This is a genomic window from Actinomadura graeca (assembly GCF_019175365.1).
Classification (GTDB): domain Bacteria; phylum Actinomycetota; class Actinomycetes; order Streptosporangiales; family Streptosporangiaceae; genus Spirillospora; species Spirillospora graeca.
In genome coordinates, this window is the sequence record NZ_CP059572.1 from 5677144 (window position 1) to 5695093 (window position 17950).

General features: G+C 69.2%; 15 protein-coding genes and 1 pseudogene. 5 read left to right on the forward strand and 11 right to left on the reverse strand.

The window, feature by feature from the left end; translation table 11 throughout:
* Window positions 1-67 precede the first annotated feature (67 nt).
* The 3 genes and pseudogenes from AGRA3207_RS25310 to AGRA3207_RS25315 all read right to left on the reverse strand — a co-directional run.
* Window positions 68-667 carry a dihydrofolate reductase family protein gene (locus tag AGRA3207_RS25310; RefSeq protein ID WP_231329501.1) on the reverse strand — a complete coding sequence of 200 codons (600 nt, stop codon included), beginning with the start codon at window positions 665-667 and terminating at the stop codon, window positions 68-70.
* A gap of 125 nt (window positions 668-792) precedes the next feature.
* Complete coding sequence (locus AGRA3207_RS40135; RefSeq protein WP_338028219.1) at window positions 793-1113, reverse strand: SDR family oxidoreductase; 321 nt, start codon at window positions 1111-1113, stop codon at window positions 793-795.
* Window positions 1038-1967: pseudogene (locus tag AGRA3207_RS25315) on the reverse strand (FAD-dependent monooxygenase); the annotation flags it as partial. The pseudogene AGRA3207_RS25315 and the gene AGRA3207_RS40135, both read right to left, overlap by 76 nt.
* 156 nt (window positions 1968-2123) lie before the next feature.
* Between AGRA3207_RS25315 and AGRA3207_RS25320 the strand changes: the two are divergent.
* The gene (locus AGRA3207_RS25320; RefSeq protein WP_231329502.1) at window positions 2124-2492 is read left to right on the forward strand and encodes a hypothetical protein; all 369 of its coding nucleotides are present in this window, start codon (window positions 2124-2126) and stop codon (window positions 2490-2492) included.
* 397 nt (window positions 2493-2889) lie between these two features.
* Here the strand turns inward: AGRA3207_RS25320 and AGRA3207_RS25325 are convergent, their stop codons facing one another.
* The 4 genes from AGRA3207_RS25325 to AGRA3207_RS25340 all read right to left on the reverse strand — a co-directional run bounded on the left by AGRA3207_RS25325 (window position 2890) and on the right by AGRA3207_RS25340 (window position 5509).
* Window positions 2890-3486 carry a TetR/AcrR family transcriptional regulator gene (locus tag AGRA3207_RS25325; protein WP_231329503.1) on the reverse strand — a complete coding sequence of 199 codons (597 nt, stop codon included), beginning with the start codon at window positions 3484-3486 and terminating at the stop codon, window positions 2890-2892.
* A gap of 32 nt (window positions 3487-3518) precedes the next feature.
* Entirely contained in the window at window positions 3519-3713 is a 195-nt protein-coding gene (locus AGRA3207_RS25330; RefSeq protein ID WP_231329504.1) for a hypothetical protein, read from the reverse strand.
* A 423-nt stretch (window positions 3714-4136) separates the two neighbouring features.
* Entirely contained in the window at window positions 4137-4649 is a 513-nt protein-coding gene (locus tag AGRA3207_RS25335; protein ID WP_231329505.1) for a VOC family protein, read from the reverse strand.
* Window positions 4646-5509 (reverse strand): sigma-70 family RNA polymerase sigma factor, encoded by an 864-nt coding sequence (locus tag AGRA3207_RS25340; RefSeq protein WP_231329506.1) that lies wholly within the window; start codon window positions 5507-5509, stop codon window positions 4646-4648. Before AGRA3207_RS25340 ends, AGRA3207_RS25335 begins: the two co-directional genes overlap by 4 nt.
* 127 nt (window positions 5510-5636) lie before the next feature.
* Between AGRA3207_RS25340 and AGRA3207_RS25345 the strand changes: the two genes are divergently transcribed.
* Together AGRA3207_RS25345 and AGRA3207_RS25350 are read left to right on the forward strand one after the other, a co-directional pair.
* A complete protein-coding gene (locus AGRA3207_RS25345) occupies window positions 5637-6050 on the forward strand; it encodes a VOC family protein (RefSeq protein ID WP_231329507.1) in 414 nt (137 codons plus the stop codon).
* A 64-nt stretch (window positions 6051-6114) separates the two neighbouring features.
* Window positions 6115-6549 carry a YdeI/OmpD-associated family protein gene (locus tag AGRA3207_RS25350; RefSeq protein ID WP_231329508.1) on the forward strand — a complete coding sequence of 145 codons (435 nt, stop codon included), beginning with the start codon at window positions 6115-6117 and terminating at the stop codon, window positions 6547-6549.
* A 254-nt stretch (window positions 6550-6803) separates the two neighbouring features.
* Here AGRA3207_RS25350 and AGRA3207_RS25355 read toward each other — a convergent pair whose 3' ends face one another.
* On the reverse strand, window positions 6804-7745 hold the full coding sequence (locus tag AGRA3207_RS25355) for a GPI inositol-deacylase (protein WP_231329509.1): 942 nt from the start codon (window positions 7743-7745) through the stop codon (window positions 6804-6806).
* A gap of 139 nt (window positions 7746-7884) precedes the next feature.
* Between AGRA3207_RS25355 and AGRA3207_RS25360 the strand changes: the two genes are divergently transcribed.
* Entirely contained in the window at window positions 7885-9144 is a 1260-nt protein-coding gene (locus AGRA3207_RS25360) for a DUF4407 domain-containing protein (RefSeq protein WP_231329510.1), read from the forward strand.
* Between the two features lie 13 nt (window positions 9145-9157).
* Window positions 9158-10564: a hypothetical protein gene (locus AGRA3207_RS25365; RefSeq protein ID WP_231329511.1), complete on the forward strand. Its 1407-nt coding sequence runs from the start codon at window positions 9158-9160 to the stop codon at window positions 10562-10564.
* Window positions 10565-10587: 23 nt separating this feature from the next.
* On the opposite strand, the gene AGRA3207_RS25370 is transcribed toward AGRA3207_RS25365, so the two are convergent.
* From AGRA3207_RS25370 to AGRA3207_RS25380, 3 genes are all read right to left on the reverse strand, one after another.
* The gene (locus tag AGRA3207_RS25370; protein WP_231329512.1) at window positions 10588-14523 is read right to left on the reverse strand and encodes a WD40 repeat domain-containing protein; all 3936 of its coding nucleotides are present in this window, start codon (window positions 14521-14523) and stop codon (window positions 10588-10590) included.
* A complete protein-coding gene (locus AGRA3207_RS25375; RefSeq protein ID WP_231329513.1) occupies window positions 14520-15869 on the reverse strand; it encodes an SPFH domain-containing protein in 1350 nt (449 codons plus the stop codon). The genes AGRA3207_RS25370 and AGRA3207_RS25375 overlap by 4 nt, the downstream gene beginning before the upstream one ends.
* Before the next feature lie 509 nt (window positions 15870-16378).
* On the reverse strand, window positions 16379-17638 hold the full coding sequence (locus tag AGRA3207_RS25380; RefSeq protein WP_231329514.1) for a DEDDh family exonuclease: 1260 nt from the start codon (window positions 17636-17638) through the stop codon (window positions 16379-16381).
* Window positions 17639-17950 lie beyond the last annotated feature (312 nt).

Consider the following 17950-nt stretch of genomic DNA (forward strand, 5'->3'; position numbering starts at 1 on the left):
GCCGTACCCCAAGCCGGTGATCACAGGCCGCCTGGTCGAATCCGCTGCCCGTCCGGCCGTCCCGCGCCTATCCCGCGTTTCGGCGCCGCGGCCCGACGCCCTCGGGGATCTCGCCGTGAAGGTGCGGGGTGTAGACGAGCTTCTGCGTCCGGCCGTCGAGCACGGTCGACTCGATGAGCTCCAGGTCGAACTCCGCCCCGCCGTGGAAGAGCGCGGCCTCACCGGCGCGACCCGAAATGGCGGGGAACATGATGACCTCGATCCGGTCGACGAGGCCGGCGGCAAGCAAGGCGCGGTTCAGTGAGACGCTGCCGTGCGAGCGCATCGGGACGTCCGTGGTGCGCTTCAGGCGCTCGATCGCCGTCACCGCGTCCTCGTTCAGGACCGTCGAGTTCCGCCACCCGAGCGGGTCTTCGAGCGTGCTGGAGAACACGATCTTCGGCAGCTCGTTCAGGCTGTCGTAGTAGGGCTCGTCGTACTCGGCCACGAACTTGCGGAACTGCCGGAACGTCGTCGCGCCGAAGACGAGCACCTGCTCCTGGGCGAAGGTCCGCACCCGGTCCTCGCGGATCTCGGGGCCCTCCTTCCCCCAGTATCCGGGCCAGCCTCTGGCCATGCCGTAGCCGTCGAGGCTGCAGAAAAAGTCGACGGTGAAGGTGGTGCTCATGGTGGTGCTCCCTTTTCCTGTGCCACCTCCGTCGGGCGGCTTCACTACGTCCACGAACGCCACTGCCCCGATCCGACACCGCCTTCGAAATTCTTTCGAGGACTTTTTCCGCATACCGACCGTCACTACACCGGACGGCCGTCGTGGAAGCTGTCGGGCGGCTGCGTGACGTCGCCGCCGGGAAGCACGGCGGACCAGCCGCCGTCGACGACGGGGTTGGCCCGGGTGACGTAGGAGGACTCGTCGGAGGCCAGGAACAGGGCGCACCGGGCGACTTCCTCAGATGTCCTGATCCTTGTCGACGGTCGCGCCTGGTCAGGAGTTCGGCGAGTACGGCGGCGTCCTCCAATGCCTGGGCGTCGCCCTGGGCCGGGGTGGGCGGGCAGGTGTGCGCTGCGTCGCCGATGAGGACCACCCGGCCCCGGTTCCACGGGGCGGGGGAACACGTGCGTCCCGAAGCGGGTGTCGTTGACGCGGCAGGGTCGGTAAGCGTCTCGCGGATGTCGTCCCAGGGGCCGTGATAGGCGTCGGCCAGTTCCTTGAGGGTGACCAGCCGCTCGTCCGGTGAGGTGGGAGCGGTCCTGCGCGGGTTCCACGACGTAGGCGTAGAGCAAGTCCTCGCCAGGTAGGGCTGTAGCCGACGATGAGCGAAGGCCCGCCAGATGCCCATGCCGACCGGACGGGTCTCCAGGTCGATGCCCAGCGCGCGGCGGGTGTGCGAGCGGACGCCGTCGGCGCCGACGACCAGGTAGTAGCGGCCGGTCGAGCTGTCGGAGAAGGTGATGTCGACGCCCGCGCCGTCCTGGCGCAGGCCGGTATGAGTGCCGCCGAAGCGGGTCGTGACGCCGACGGCGGCGATGCGGCCGAGGAGGATCCGCGCGAGGTTTGGCCGAGGGCATCCCCAGCACGGCGGGCAGGTCGGGGCCGCCTGTGCGGACGTCGCGGATCTCGGCGAGGACGGTTCCGTTCGCGTCCGGGGCGCGGATACCGGTGACGTCGGAGGCGAACCCGTGCCGCCGGTGCCGAGCGCGCGGAACTCCCGCAGGGCGTTGCCCTGCGTGAACTGCTGGTGGAAGCTGGCCGTGGGCTGGGGTCCGCCGGCTGAGGCCCTTGGCGCGGTACGCGCGGGCACTGCGACCCCCCTTGAAGAACATCCCGTGCCGTTCGGGCTGGCCACTGGCGGCGAGATAAAAGCGAACAACGAGCGAACGTGGTTGGCTGGTGGGTGCAACCCCATGCCGATGGCGGTACCGCTTCTTCGGCATGATCTGACGAGCAGCGAGAACACTTCTGCGGCCATAGCACGTTTTCATGAGGAAATGGCATTTCCTGGTCGCGGCCGTCCTGGTGGATGATCGGGTCGCAAACGAGGCCCGGCTCCTCGGAATCGGGGCCGCATATCGCGAGGCCGGCGATCGTGTATGCGGACCCGCCCAGCTCCCAAGGAAGTGTCATCATGAAGATCCGCAAACCAGCTCTGGCCGTGTTCGGCCTCGGGGCGACGGCACTGGTCTTGTCCGGCGGCATCGGCCCGGCGTCCGCCGGCACGGGCGACGACAAGCCTAAGCTGCCGGTCACCTGCAGTCTCAAGGCGGACGCCGGCCCCTTCGCGGCGGCACGATGCCTCGGTGAGGGCGCGGTGCAGTTCACCGTGTTCTGCCCTGCCGACGAGAAGCGGGACATGGTCGTCAACATGTTCGCGGGCCGCTCGATGCTGCTCCTGAACCGCTGCCACAAGGGCCCCACGCTCGCCGCGCTCACGATGTTCGACGTCGACAACAACAAGCCGGGCGAGGTCCTGGTGCCCATGCAGCAGATCGCCTGACCTCCCGCTCGGGCCGTTCGAGGGGAGCGGCCCGGGCGACCGGTCCTGAGACAGAACGCATTCTGATTCACCCTGCGATCCATCCTCGGTACGACGAGCGCCGCCCGCTCCGCGCCTGCGGGCGGCGCTCTCGTCGTGACATCCCGACGAGAGTCGGCATGTTCGGGCGGGTACCTGTCAGTGGGAAATTCCGAGATCGGTTTACACTTTCGTGAGATCGGTGGACGAAGCTGTCGTAGGCGACCCTGATGCGGGCGAACCGCCGAGATCACCGTGTACGGCGGCCTCACCGCCCTTGCGTCCCACAAGTCGATCACCGACGCCACCCGTCCGGGCCCGGGTGACCTCTCAAGAGGCTCAAAACAGAGACACACCGTCGTGATCTTGGCGGAGCCGTCTATCCAGCGGACTCTGTCCTGTTGAGAGCGTCCAGAATCTTGTGCAGCTGCTCCCGGAGACGGCGGACCGCGTGGGGATCGTCGGGAAAGACTTGACGGCCGTCCTCGTCCATGAAGCCATTGTGCACGAACGTGCCGATGCTCCAGATGACGATCCAGGCCAAGAGCCGGAGATCCAGGTCGGGGGCGACGCCCTCCCACGGAGTGGACGTCAGAACATCGATGAACGGCGGAGGGTCTTCGGCTAGCGAAAGGTGTACATCGGTGGCATCCCCCAAGCCTCGATGACTCCACAGCGCGGGCAGTTGCGGGTGGTCGACGATGAAGTCGAAGAACGCGTCTATAACACGATGAATTCCTTCGACCCCGTGGGTGCTTTCGCTCAGTGCGGCGTCGATCCGTGCTGTCTCGATGTCGCGCAGCCTGGCGAAGACTTGCCGGTAGATCTGCTCTCTGCCGATCTCCTCGAGCAAGGTGGTCTCCACCCTGGCGACCTCGCTGATCATTTTCAGGGTCGTCGAATCGTAGCCGAGCTGTGAGAAGAGTTTCCCCGCCGCGTCCAGGATATCGTCATCAATATCATAGCTGGCAGTCATCGAAGCCCCGATCCCGGCTGTTCCTTCTCGCCTCAAACCTCACCGTAGTCTTGCGCCCAGTCTTTCCCCGCATTGCCGACTCGGTGCCAAAAAGACGTAAAATCACATTCACGGATCGGGTCGGCTATCACGGGCTCCCGGGTGATGTCTCCCTTGATCGAGCGCAGCACCGTGACGAGGTGCTGGGTGGCGAGGTGGCCGCCCTGGGAGAAGGCGGTGAGGTGCACGCGGTAGCGCCTCATGGTGGCGCGCCAGTGCTCGTCGGCCGCGGATCGGTCGTCGGTGTAGGGCTCGAACTCCGACAGGGCGACGATGTCCTTGCGCGCCGGGCCCAGTTCCTTCGAGACTTGGGCCGTATGAGTGGAGGCGAGTAACAGCCACTTGATGCCGGTGACGTTCTGTGCCTACGCGTCCTGGACCCAGCCGATGGACATGGCCTCCAGCCCGCCACCATCAGGGATGTCCCGGACGCGCTGCCGGTCGGGTTCCATCCGCTCACCCTGGACCTCTACGTCCCCCGGAACCGGCCGCCCTCTACCTACCTCTACCTTCACGGCGGCGGGTGACGGGGCGGAAACCGCGCCCTCGGTCCCGAAAACGTCCCGGACCTGGCCAGACCCCCCTCGCGCCTGCGTGCGGACATCGATTTGTCAGATGATCGGCGGGCCGAGGGCCGTCGCGATGTGTGCCTGTCTCGATGCGAGTGCCCGGTTCAGCTGCCGTGGTTGGGTGAATCGCAGCGTATTGCGGGAGGGGTCGAAGAAGGCGCAATCGCGGGTGCCGTCGGGTCGGTCGATCGGTTCTTGCATCACCTCGGCGCCCGCGGCCTCGATGCGCTCGAAGGTGGCATCGCAGTCGCCGGTCACGAAGACGAGACGGTGACTCAGGAGGCCCTTGACCGTCAGTTCCTCGATCGTCCGCCGGTCGGCGGGTGAGGCATTCGGGTCCGCGCCGGGCGAGTGGAGAAAGATGCGCACATTCGGATACGAGGGCGGGCCGACGCTCGCCGACCACAGCGCCCCCTCGGGTTCGTTGCGTACGTCGAAGCCGAGGACGTCACGGTAGAAATCAAGCGCCTCGTTCAGATCGTGGACGGCGAGGGTGCAAGACCAGAGCATGACATCGGTGCCGGTCACCCGGATCTGCGGGGCAGGTCGCCTCATCGCCGTCCCTTGTCGTCGGCGTGGAGAGGGACGATGTCGAGGCCCTGGAGGCGGTCCGGGGCGGTGTCGATGGTGATGCTGGTGATCTTCTCGTTGCCGATGGTGAACGTGAAAACGGCCTTCGGTCGGCCTCGGTGCGACCAGACGGCCGCCGGAACCCCATCGACCAGAGCCAGCCGGGCGGCCTGGGCCCGGCCCGCGAAGAACGCCGCCACCGCGTGGGCGCCGCGGACTTCGAGGGCCACGGCGTCCGGATCGAGCAGTTCGAGCAGGGCGGCGAAATCCCCGCTCCGGGAGGCGGCGAGGAAGGCCTCGACGATGTCCCGCTTCGCCGATCGCGCGGCGGCGGACGCCTCCGCCGCGCCTTGCACCCGGCGCCGGGCCCGGCTGGCGAGTTGCCGGGCCGCGGCCGGGGAGCGGTCGATGATGCCGCCGATCTCCACGAACGACACGGCGAAGACGTCGTGCAGGACGAACGCGAGCCGTTCAGCGGGAGACAGGGTGTCCAGCACCACCATCAGCGCGGCACCGACCGAATCGGCGAGCATCGCCTCGTTCTCGGGGTCGGCCGGGCCGGGGCCCGGGTGGGGCGCGTCCGGCTCGGGCGGCAGCGCCCCGGCCGACTCCTCACGCCGGGCCCGGCGGGCCTCGAGCATGTTCAGGCAGACCCGGGCCGTGATCGTGGTCAGCCAGCCGGCCGGATTCTCGATCTGGCCGGTGTCGGCGCGGCTGACCCGCAGCCACGTCTCCTGCAGCGCGTCCTGGGCCTCACCGGGCGAACCGAGCATTCGATGGGCCATCGCGTGCAAGCGGCCTTGGTGCTCGGCGAACCGCTCGCTCAGCCAGTCCTGCTCGATCATCTGTCACATTCCTTCGTTTCGGCCTGTCATATCAACTGACCGGCGCAACCACGCTGATGTGACATCGGGGTCGGCCCCGGGTGCTCGGCCTGCCGGTCCAGACATCTCGAACTGAAGGAGAGACACGATGAAGGCGCACGTGAGCTCGATCCTGCTCGGCGTCCAGGACATGGAGCGGGCCAAGCGGTTCTACACCGACGGTCTCGGCTGGAAAATCAAGAACGACTACGGCATCTCGGTGTTCTTCGAGTCGGACGGCGCCTCGCCCGTCGGCTTCTACGGCCGTGAAGGTCTGGCAGAGCAGGTGGGGACGAGCCCAGAAGGCGATGGCTTCAGCGGGCTCGTCCTCACCTACGTCGTCCGCAGCGAGGCGCGGGTCGATGAGATCATGGCGGAAGCCGAAAAGGCCGGCGCCACCATCCTCAAGCCCGCCGGTGCCCTGCCATGGGGTGGGTACGGCGGCACTTTCACCGACCCTGACGGCTACATCTGGAGCCTGGGCTACAGCGCCCGCGGGACGGATCAGCCTTACGCGGAGTAGCAGCTCTGGTAAGTGTGGACAAGGCCACTCGGCCTGCCCCACACCGATCGGAATGGAGGACGTCGTGAAGTTTCGCACCCTCGTCGAACCACCCGAGCCCATGCGGGGCCTGGAGGTTCCGCCCGAGGTGGTGGAGGCGCTCGGCGGGGGCGCGCGACCGCCGGTGACGATCACCATCAACGGGCATTCCTGGAAGAGCCGCGTCGCGATCATGCGCGGCCGCCTCCTGCTCGGCCTCAGCAACGCCAACCGCAGGGCGGCGGGTGTCGCGGTCGGCGACGAGGTCGAGGTCGAGCTTGAACTCGACACCGAGCCGCGTGTCGTCGTCGAACCCGAGGACTTCGCCCGAGCCCTGAACGACGACCCCGTCGCCCGTGCCGCCTACGACAACCTCGCCTACAGCCACAAGCGCGAGCACGTGCGCGCCATCGAGAGCGCGAAGAAGCCCGAGACGCGCCGACGGCGCATTGAGAAGGCCATCGCCGCCCTGCGCGGCTGAAAACTCCGAAGAAATCACTCCGTCGGCGATCTGCCCACGCCCGGCCCAGCACCAGCGCGCGGCCAGGCAGGCGATACATCGGGCGCCGCCGCCGACAAAGCGGCTGCGTGGCCAGCCGTCCCGGCGCCTCACCGCCGATCTCTCGGTTCGGTATTCGTCGGGCATGCCGGGGTGCTGCAGCGGTGTCGGGAGAAGGACGTCACGAGATCAACTTTCTGCTTTCGGATCCATAGGAGTCATCCCCCGTGTTTCGTTCAAAGGTGGGGGGCGAGTACCTCGGCGATTTCGCGGCAGCGGAGATAGGACTTGACACGGTGAGGGTCGAAGCGGTGGATGGTGATGTCCCGGTCGATCCACACGCCGTCGAAGCGCAGGGGCAGCGCGCGCCGTGGCGCCGCCACGGGGTCGCCCTTGTCGGACAGGTTCCACCACTCGCCCACGCCAGGGGGACGGATGCCCTTTCCGGCAGGCGGCGGCTCGAGGCGGTCGAAGACGACGTTGCGCATGGCGAGGGGGCTGCCGAGCGTCACCAGCAGGTCCACGCGTAGGTCCGGGGCGGAGCACAGCGCCTCGTATGCCACCACGCTGCCCAGGGAATGGGTGACGAGCCCCCTCGGCCGATGGGTGCGGACCGCATCGGCGACGCGCTCGCGGCAGCGTCGACGGCGGTCGGCGAACCGCGGGTCGAAGTAGGTGGCCAGCTCGGCGACCAGTGCTGTGATAACCGGGATGCAGCGGGCACCATAGCGATCGGTGAGGAGACCCACGGCCTGGCGCAGGGCCGCCGTGACCCGGCCCGCCGGGACGGGTGCGGGCGCGTTCGACTCCGCCGCCTCCACACGTGTCTGCTCGGCCCACTCCAAGAACAGTGCACGCGCGAAAGGTTCGAGTGTGTCCGGCCGCGCCGCTCCCATGCCGGTTCCGCGGTCGAGGAGGTCGGCGTAGTAGGCGACCGGCATCTGGCTCGGACCTGCGAGCAGCGGATCATATGCCCGGCATCCCTCGCCGAGCCATTTTTGCCAGTCCGCCTCGATCGCTTGCATGGCGCCGGTGAGGTCCCGCGCGGCGCTGTAGTAGGAGAAGTTCCTGATTCCGTGCACCCCGACGATCGACGCCACCGGCCTCCCTTCGGTGAGGTCGAGGATCAGAATGGCCTTGAGAGGACATTGGCGGCACCCCGGATCTTCGACGGGCACGGATATTCTATGTGGGGAACGTGGGATGCGGGCACATCGTTCTCCGGGTGCGGGACGTAAATCATTCTCGCGCAACCGATCACAAGCCGTGCGGGGGTACGGTGACGAAACCTCAGAGGGTTCGCTCTTAATGGGGGCCGTGGTCAAGACCCGTTCACGGTGGACGGGCAGGCTCGGCCATTTCCTGATCTTTGCCAGCGGCGCAGACCGCCCGATGTTGTCCCAGTGCCCCGAGGTGGAGCGCAACAGGTACCAGGGGCTCGGCGGCGCAGTGGCGACCACCGCCATCACCGCGGCCGTGTCGATGGCGGTGGCCGTGCGGTTGGCGTTCCACAACACGCCCGCCGGGGTGGTGGCCGGAGTCCTGTGGGGGCTGGCCGTCTTCAACCTCGACCGCTGGCTGGTGGCGAGCTACCGGTCGGCGCGCGGAGTGCGGCGCAAGCTGATCACGCTCGCGCCGAGGCTGCTGCTGTCCTTGGTGCTCGGTATCACGATCTCCGAGCCCTTGGTGCTGATGGTGTTCGAATCCGAGGTGACCGCGCAGGTCACCGCCATACAGCGGGAGCGGCAGGAGCGGGCGGAGCAAGAGATCGACCGCAGTCCGCTCGCCCAGAAGATCCGGTCCTACGAAGCGCGCATCGAGGATCTGCGCATGGGCCGGGCGGCATCCGGGGAACTGCGGGCGCAGCTCGATCGTCGTGCCGAACTCCAGCGGGAGCTGGACCAGGCCCGGCGGCAGCGCGGCCAGGTCGGCGCGCAGCTTCAGGGTGAGCAGAACGGTTCGTCGGGCACGGGGCGCGTCGGAGACGGCCCGGAGGCCCGCGCCCTGCGTGAGAGGCTGGCCGGGTTCGACCGGCAGATCGCAGACCTCGAGCGCGACCTCGCCGCGGCCCAGAAGGCCGTCGCGGGCCAGTCCGGGCAGGCGAATGCCGAGATCGGACGCCTCAGAGCCGACCAGGCGAAGCTGGTCGCCGAGCGCGACACCCGGATCGGCGAGGCGCGCCGGGCCAACAGCCGTATCGACGGATTGCTGGTGCGCATCGAGGCGCTCGAGTCGCTGGGACGGCAGCATGCCGCGGTACGCGCCGCCCACTACCTTCTCGCTCTGCTCATCCTCCTAGTGGACATTCTGCCGGTCATGGGGAAGGCCCTGATGGGCGCGGGCGGCCGGAGCACGTACGAGAACCTGCTCGCCGCCCGGGAGCTGGAGGCGAAGGAGCACAGCACGCGGCGCGTGCTGCGCCAGGTGGAGGCGACGACGGAGCTGCGGGCCGACACCCACGAGCGGCGGCGGCACCGGCGCTCCATGACCCGGATCGCACTCGCGGAGGAGCGTTACCGACGCCAGCGCCGCGTCGACCTCGACATTCCCGAGGCGGAGCATGACCTCGATCGGTGATCTCATCAGGCCGATGGACTGGACGCCACGGCTCCTGCGGGTGCGCGTCGGCGAGCGCGTGGTCGTCCTCGGCAAGGGCCGTCCGAAGGTGCTCGGGCCCGGCCGGTACGGGCCGATGTTCGGTCTGCCGCTGACGGGCGTGTCCGAGTACCTCGTCTTCAGCGCCCGGCCGGTGCGACACCGCGCGGTGCTCCCCGGCGTCCGCCTCGCGGACGGGGAGCCGGTGAACCTCGAGGCGGAGACCATCGTCGGCCTGCTGCCCGTGCCGGACGAGGAGCTCCTCGACTGGGCGGCCGACATCGGCGTCGGCGAGCTGCCCATGGGCGAGGCATTGGCCGTGACGTTCGAGTCGACCCTGCGGCGCTTCTGCGGGACGGTCGGCTACGCGCGGGCGAGACGACTGCATTTCGAGCTGGACGAGCCGCTGCGCGCTTGGGCCGTCAGCATGGCAGACGGCCCACTGGAGATACGGAGCGTGAGCCGAGCGGTCGTGACGCCCGCGCCTGGCGCGGATGCCCGGCACGCGGACCGCAGGTCGCGCGACAAGAAGGCCGTCGCCGCCCGCGCTGACGAGCTGACCGCATCCGCTCTCGCGCTGCTGCCCACCGGCCGGTCGGATCCGCTCCAACGCCGACGTGTCCTCGGCTGGATCGACCACGCCGACCACGAGCTGGAGTTGCTCGCCGACCTGCTTCGCACCCGTGGTGCGTCCGAGGGTGCCGTCGGCACGCTGCTGACCAAGGCGTCGATCGCGACGAGCCTGCTCTTGCTCGGCGCACTTCCGGGGGAGGAAGGCCGGCAGGCCCTGCTGTCCCTGTACTCCTGGGCGTCGCTGCGCGAGTCCTGCCCCGCCCAGTGGCCGGTGCTGCGCGGGTTGCAGCAGCGGGGTGACTTCGATGAGCTCAGGGTGATGCTCGGCATGATCGCTCCAGACCTGCCCTCCCCGAGACCGCCGGGGCCGGGACGGCCCTGGACGATGCCGGGCCGGCTCGTGCATGACCCGGCACTGCGCCCCCTCCTACGTTCCCACGGCATCGACGAGCTCGTGGAGGGGGCCTGCGTCGCGCCGACCCGTCGTCCGGGCGGGCGTGCCGTCTACCTCGCGAGCGTCCAGGCCGGGGAACTGCGCGACCGGCCGCCCGGCTGGGACCGCGTGCTGAACGATGCGTCCCGTACCGACCGGACCGTGGTGCTCGAGCTGTCGCCGGACCGGGGGGCGAGCCTGCGCGCGTGGTTTCGCGACCTGGTCGGGCCCGAGCCGAGGCGGGTCGAGGGCGTCCTTCACGGCGACGGGACGCTGACGCTGGATTTGCTGTCGGCGGCCCGGCCGAAGGATGTCCCGGCTTGGGCGCTGCACGTGTTCGCCGAGGTCGTCGCCGGGCTGACCGGGGTCGGTGACGTCGCGTTCCGGCAGTCATAGCCACGGATGCCGCCCCCGTGGGGTCAGCTCTGGCGTGCGAGGGCGATCACTTCCCCGTCGGCGTTCACGAGAAGGTTCCCGCCGGGCAGGACCAGAAGCCCGGTCACCGGCGACGGGAGGGTGAACCGGTGCTCCTGTCCGCGGCGCGTCAGGTCCCACACCACCACCGTGCCCGACCGGTCCCCGCTCACCAGCAGCGACGGCTCCCCGCCGTCCGACGGACCCGCCGCAAGCGCCGATATGGGAGCGGCATGCGCGCCGAGCACGCCGTCTCTGTGCGGGGTGCCCGCGCCCACGAGGCGGACGGTCGTGCCGTCGGCGTCGACGACCGCCTCGAACCGGCCGCCGTCGAGGACCAGTGTGGCGGGGCCTCCGATCGCGACGCGCCCGGCCGGGCAGGAGGGCAGGACGGCGCCGTCGCGGATGGACACGGCGATGTCGGTGCCGTCGTCCGCGGTGAGGACGATCGCGTCGGCGTCGGTCAGGCGCCAGCCGGTGATGTGGCCGGCGGCCGCCGTCGCCGTCCGGGGCCTGGTGGCGTCCGCGTTGCCGTGCCGGGCCTCGACCAATCCGCCCAGGTCCCACACCTGGAGGGGCGTGCCGTCCCCGGCCACGATCACGACGGCGTGACCGCGGACGGTGCCCCAGGCGATCCGGTGGATGCCGTCGAGCCGGGCGAAAGGTCGCGACCGGGCCAGGGGCCTGCCTGTGGAGAGGTCCCACACGTGTGCGGCACCTACCTCGCCACCGGCGATCACCACCGGGCTGCCGCGCAGCTCCGCGCACGTGAGCGTCTCCAGCATGCCCTTGTGGCCGCGCAGCTCGAAAGGCGGCGCGGCGGAGTCGTCCAGCCACCAGCCGCGGACGCGGCCGCCGCCTCCGGCCGTGACCGCGACGGGCCGCCGGTCACGGCTGCCGGCGGTCACCACCGTGGTGGACGTGCCGGTGTCCCGCTGGAACACCACCTGACCGGAGGCGAGGTCGACCGCGCTGACCCGGCCCCCTTGCGCGGCGGTCAAGGCGCACGCCCTGCCCTCCAGCCGGACGATCGACAGGCCGATGAGGCGGCCGAGCCGTGTGACCGGCGCCCCGACGGTGCGGCCGTCTGCGAGACCGAAGCAGTGCAGCCTGCCGGAGTCGTCCGCGACGACCACGGCCGGTGCGCCGTCGATCCACGCGCACGCCACGGCGGGCAGGAACGCCTGATCGTCGATCTCCCAGACGTACCGGGGCTCGGGCTCGGGTGGGCACCATGCGCGCGCCCTCCCGTCGGAGCCGGTACTGATCACCAGGGTTTCGTCCCCCACCTGCGCGCAGGCCAGCGCGTGCACCGATCCCTCGTGTGCCCGGACGGGACGCCTGCGGCGGCCCGGCCCGTCCGTCCACGGGATGGCGTCGCGCCGCAGAAGGTCCCACAGCAGGAGCCTGCCGTTGTCGTGGCCGGTCACGGCGACGGGAACGCCGTCCAAGGACACGTAGGCCAGCGCCGTGGTAGCCGTCTGCCAGCGTTTGATCCGAGGCAGCGCGAAGTCACCGGGAGGCGGTGTCCTTCCGCCGGTGCTGTCCGGGTCACGGGCGCGGCCCGCCGTCCAGATCGGGACCCAGGGCAGGGGCGGCTCCGCGGGCGGGCAGGCGGCCCGGCGTGCGAGAACGGGTCGGCCGGCCCGGGCGGCGGCGAGCACGAACGCGGCGCGCCGCCTCCCGGCCGCCGCGGCGTCGGGTGCCGGCAGCCCGACGATCGTCGCGCGCAGGACGGTGTCCCCGGCTTCGTCCAGAACGGTGGCGAGCCGCTCAGGTGTGAGGCGGAGCAGGAACTCGGGATCGTCGAGCAGTGTCCGCTCCTCGCCCGCCTCGCAGGCGTGTTCCCAACCGTGTTCCAGCAGGTACGGCTCGGCCGCGTCCCAGTCCCGCGCGTCCTCCGGTCCGAGGACCGCGAACAGGGCGGACGGGTCGACCGGTCCGGTCTCGCGGAGCAGCTCCTGAGACAACCCATGGTGGAACAACGAGTACAGCGCGGTGCCGTCGAGCTCGGTCGCCTGGCGCAGATAGTGGTGCCCCGAGACGAGCACGGCACGCAGGTCCGCCTCCACACGGGCGCGGTCGGCCTCGTCCTCCTCCTCGGGGACGGTGCCCGTGCGCACCAGGCGGAACAGCACGTCGGCGGGGATTCCCCGGCCCTTCGCCCGGGAGAGAAGACCAAGGAGGCGGCGCAGCCAGTGACGGGCGGGCCCGGTGGCGAGGTCGAGGTCCAGCATCGCGGCAGGGGTGCGTGGGATCCGCTCCCCGAGACGCTCGGCGTCCGCCGGGTCGGTCAGCGGTTCGCGGCGCTGCGCCGCCAGGAAGTGCTGCACGTAGAGCGTCGCGACGAGGAACGCCCCCCACTGCCGCGGCGCTCCCGGCCGGGTGAGCGCCTTGGCGACCGCGCCCGCGAAGGCCCCCTGTACCGTCGAGGACTCGCGGCATGCCCCATCATGTTCGATCACGTTGTACACATAGATCGACAGATCGCTTCGCAGGACGTCCCTGTCGATCCGGTCCAGGTCCACGGTGAGCTCGGAGCGCCGCGGCGAGCGCAGCAGCGGGTCGAACTCACGGTAGGGGCGGACGCCTACCAGCAGCCGCGCAGGCGTCGCGCCGTCGCCGCGAAGCCGCGTCCCGTCCACGAGAGGCAGCAGCAGCCGTCGCATGACCTCCGGGCCGTCCAGCGCCTCGTCCAGGGCGTCCACCGCGATCACAGGGCGGGTGCGCAGCGATCGCACCGCACCCAGGAACGCGTCGGCGGCGCCGCGGTCGGGGACGCCGAGCTGCTCGGCGAGCGCCGCCGTCACCTGCTCAAGGCTCCGCCCCGCGGCATGCACGGCTACGAAGCGGTCCTTCGGCATCACCGGTGGCAGATGCTGGACCCGCCCCAGCAGTGCACCAGTGTGCCGGGCGAGGACCGGGTGGGCGGCGCAGACCAGCACGCCGATCAGTGATGACTTGCCGGAGCCCGGACCCCCCGTCACCGTCGCGAGTTCGCCGCCGTTCGTGGCCTCGAGCCAGTGGCCCAAGCTCTGCAGCTCCCGCTCACGTCCCGTAAAGTGGCTGATGATCTGCCCGTACCGGCCGTCCGCGCCGCCCGGGCCGGCGGCGGCCTCGACGAAGGGGACGCCGTAGCCGGGAACTCGCCTCCCGGGCGGCTGGGACGGATCGCGGGGCGGGGCCGGGTGTGCGGGCGGCGTCCCCCGGCCGGCGGGTGATCCCGCCGGGCGGTGGCGGAAGAACGGCGGGCATGCCTCGTCGTCGCTCGGGTCGACCAGCGTCGCCGCCACCTGCTGCGGGTAGTGGTCCGCCCGCCGGGCCAGCGCGTTGACCTCCTGCCGTATGAGGCGGGACACGACGGGGAAGGGGACGTGGGCGACACCGTCCGCCAGGTCGAGGCGGCCCTCGGAGATCCGGTGCAGCACCGCGGCGACGGCGAGGCTGAACCGGCCGTCGTACGCGAGTTCGTCTCGCTGGCAGGCCGCCACGACCCAGGCGCGGCGTTTCGCCGTGTCGAGGTCGGTCTGCCAAGCGAGCCGGGAGACGCTCCCGGCGTGGCACAGGTCGAGAAGGAACAGGACGGGGGAGCGGTCGGGCAGGTTCTCGACGAGCCGGATCCACCCCTCCACGTCGGCGGAGGGCCCGCCGTCGGAACCCAGTGCCAGGACGTTGCCGTGCGGCGCCTCGCCGTGCGTGATCACATGGACGACCAGGACGCGCTCCGGGCTGTCCTCCAGCTCTGCCCTGACCAGCGCGTCCAGTGCGGCGGACGTGATCTGCAGGACGACGCGGAGTCGGGAGTCGTAGCCGAGCCGGCCGAGGGCGGCGTCGATGTCGCGGGCGCGCTCGGCAGCGAACGGCAGCTCGTCCAGTCCCTCCGCGATGAACCGCTCGACCGCGACGACGAGCGCGCGGGGGCGGGGGGTGACCGGCGTCATGACCCGTCAGCGGGCGCGGACTCCCTCCCCACCTCCAAGATCGCCTCGGCGACATGGGCCGAGCTCTCGCCCTCGAGGTCCTGAAGATTGCCCTCCTTCAGACCCTTGAGGAACTCCCCGACCATGTCGAGGGCGGGCCCTCCCATCGCTGTGAGCTGGGAGAGCAACCCGCCGGAACCGTCCCCGTTGACGGAGACGTTCCTGAGGTTGGAGAGGTCGGGACGGGACTTGGCGACCTCCCCGAGCTGTTCAGCGACCGCGAGCATGACCAGCCCTTTGATCTCATCACCGGTCAAACCCTTGATCCGGGACGCCGTCTCCAGGCCCTTCGCCCGCGCGGCCGAGAGCAGCTTCACCTCCTCGACCACGGCCAGGTCCATCTGGCGCCCGTGTTCGGTGGCGTTGAGCGCCAGGCGCTCGGCGCTGGCGCGCTCGGTCCGGAAGTCGCTCTCCAGCTTCTCGATCTCCAATTCGACCCGGCGGGCCTCGCGCGTCCTCTCCGCCTTGACCCGCCGGTGCTCCTGCTCCTCGAGGTCCTTCTCGGCGGCCAGCTTGGCCTTGTGCCGCTCGCGCTCGGCCGTGATCTCCGCGACCTCGTGCTCGATGGAGTTCGTCCGGAGCAGCAGCTCATGCTGGCGTTCGGCGGCCTCGGCCTCCAGCCGTCTCTTCTCGACTTTCGCCTCCTCCTCCAGGCGCTTCCTGTCGATGTCCGCCTGCGTCTCCAGCTCCGTGGCCTTGAGCCTCCCGGCCTGTTCGGCCTCGATGACCTCGTTCCTTCTGCTGATCTGCGCGACACTGCGCCGGGCCTTGCCGATCTCGTCCAGGTCGTCGAGGCTCGTGAAGCCGACGTCCTGCACCACGAGCCCGTAGTCGGTGAACGCCTCGGTGATCGCATCCCGCACGCGGGCGACGACGCTTTGGCGGCGCGTGTTCAGGTCGTCGTGCTCGGTCTCGCTGACCACCTCGGTCAGCTTGCTGTGCGCGAGGTTGCGGATCGTCTCCGTCCTGCTCTCCGGCTGCATCGGGAGCCGCACGGCGGCACGCCTGATGTGCTCCTTCTTGTCCTCGATCCGGTACGACAACGCCATGATGATGTTGACCCGCAGCTGCTGCTTCGTCTCACAGTTCTTGGCCTCGATCGGGATGTCCTCCACGGCGAGAGGGATCTCCCGGCGGCCGCGGTGCGGCGGCGGGACGAATTGCGCCCGTCCCAGGACGACGCGTAACCGCGCACCGTCCGTCGTCTTGAATCCCCACAGGCCACCCCCTGAGAACACCACGGCCGTACTCGTGTTGGGCGGCGTCACCCGGAACCGCGTGTAGACCACATACCCGAAGATCGGCACGGCGACTGCCGCGATAGTGACAACCCAAAGCATCGGCGGACCCCCAAGGATTGCGCGATTCGCTCGGTTCAGCGACACCCTGACGAAAGTATAAGGAACAATCCACCCGTTTTCATGCTCACGAATATTAGTGGGCTTGTTGTAGTCTAATCTGTCTGGTGTGAAGGGTGGGAACGGCCTTGGCGACGCCGGTAATGCCCTTGAGTGCCTTCGGTCCTTACGGAGATCTCCGCTGGACAACGTGGATCGAACTACCGCGGTATGCATGGCAGGAGGGCGTTGACTGGGAGTATCCGCCCAATTATCCCCACGTAGGAACTTTGCTCTTTCATAAGCAGGTTTCTAGTGGGTAGTCCGACTCTAGGTGCTTTGAGAAGGCGATCGGCTTGCTGGAATGCAACGCGATCTTCGACTAACTGGAGATCGTCCGCGATTGTCGGCTCCGCCACGGTGCGCTTGGGGTGTTCAGCCGGGTCGGGTGCGACACCTCAGCCGTAGGTTCTTGCAGATCAGCTCCATGCGGGCGGCGACGTGATTGGTGCGTGAAGCCAGGTCTCGTCGTGCATGGGCAGGTCGAGGGTCCGGATCCGGGCGAGGCGCCGGTCACCGTTCCCGCCTGGGAGCACGACGACGTCGGTGACGCTGCTGGAGAGGTTGACCGCGGCGCTGCCACCGAGTGCGATGACACGAGCGCGAGCCGCCGCGGCACGGGGATGCGAGCCGCCTAGCACGAGCACGCGCCGCCCGAGCAAGGCCATTCCGGGCGGTTCGTCAGGTCGGGCTACATCGGGAGAACTCCCGGCTTGAGGCGTGATGGTGGAAATGCCGTGCGGCGGAGATAACGGTGTCGACTGCTGCGGGATACCGGGCTGTACGTGCTGCAAAAGACGCAGGAACATGGGCTCATCGATGAGAGGAACGCCTTCGGCGGCTGCGCGCCGCGCCTTGGTGCTGGAGGAGTTCGGGCTGTTCGTCACCAGCGCGCTGGTGTGGCGGCTGACGGTGGACATCATGTTCAGTCCGGCTGCGGCGGCCTTGGCCGTGAGTTCGGCGCGTGCTGTCCGGGTGTCGCCCGTGATGGCGATCTTCATTCCCTGGACGAGTGGACTGCCGACGGCGAGTCGTCCTGGGTTGCGATAGGCGCATGCGACCTTGGCGGTACGGGCCGGATACCGTGTGCGAGTGGTTTGGCGGGGCGGGCAAGGTACCAGCGGCAGGGGTAATCCAAGCCGCGCCGCTGCCGTCAGAGAGCCGTGGAGCACTCCGGCGAGGACACGCGTGTCGTCCGCTGCGTCGTGTGCCCTGCGCTGCACAACGCCATAATGGGCGGCCAGTGTCCCCAGCCGCATGTTCGGTGTGGGGGGCGACAAACGGCGGTTCAGAGCCAGGGTGCATAGCCGTTGATCGACGGGTAGTCGAAGTCGGGCGCGGGCGAATTCGTGGACCAGAAAGTCGTAGTCGAAGCGCGCGTTATGGGCGACCATCACACGCCCCTGCAGCAGGGCCGCGACTTCTGGGGCGATCTGCTCGAACCTGGGGGCGCCCGCCAATCGTTCCATGGTGAGTCCGTGGATGTGGACGGGCCCGGGATCGCAGCCAGGGTTGAGCAGAGACGAGAACTGACCGGTCACCTGTCCGTTCGCGTCGATCGTCAGCAATGCGATGGACAGCACGCGATGCTCCGAAGGTCGAAACCCGGAGGTTTCGACGTCGACCAGTGCCCAGTCCGAAGGATGGTTCTGCATGGCAGCGCGCGTCCAAACGATCAAGATCGGCTGATTGGACTCCAGATGCTAATCAGCCGACCGTCCCTTGTCGCTGGGCATCGCAACGTGTCGCTCCAGCAGCGTGTGGCCATTGTCGGCCATGTTTATGTGGTCCGGAGCGCCGGAGCGCCAAGGATTCTTATCCGGCCCTGCCTTGCGTAATACATGTCGAGGCTTCCGGCGCTCTGCTGAGCAGTGATTTCAGGGAGCTGTGCGTTGTAGGGGTATGGGGAAGAGGACGGCCGAGTGGATCATTACGACGTACAGCTTGGCGAGCTTCTTCCCGCCGCCCACGCAGTGCTTACCGTACTGTGC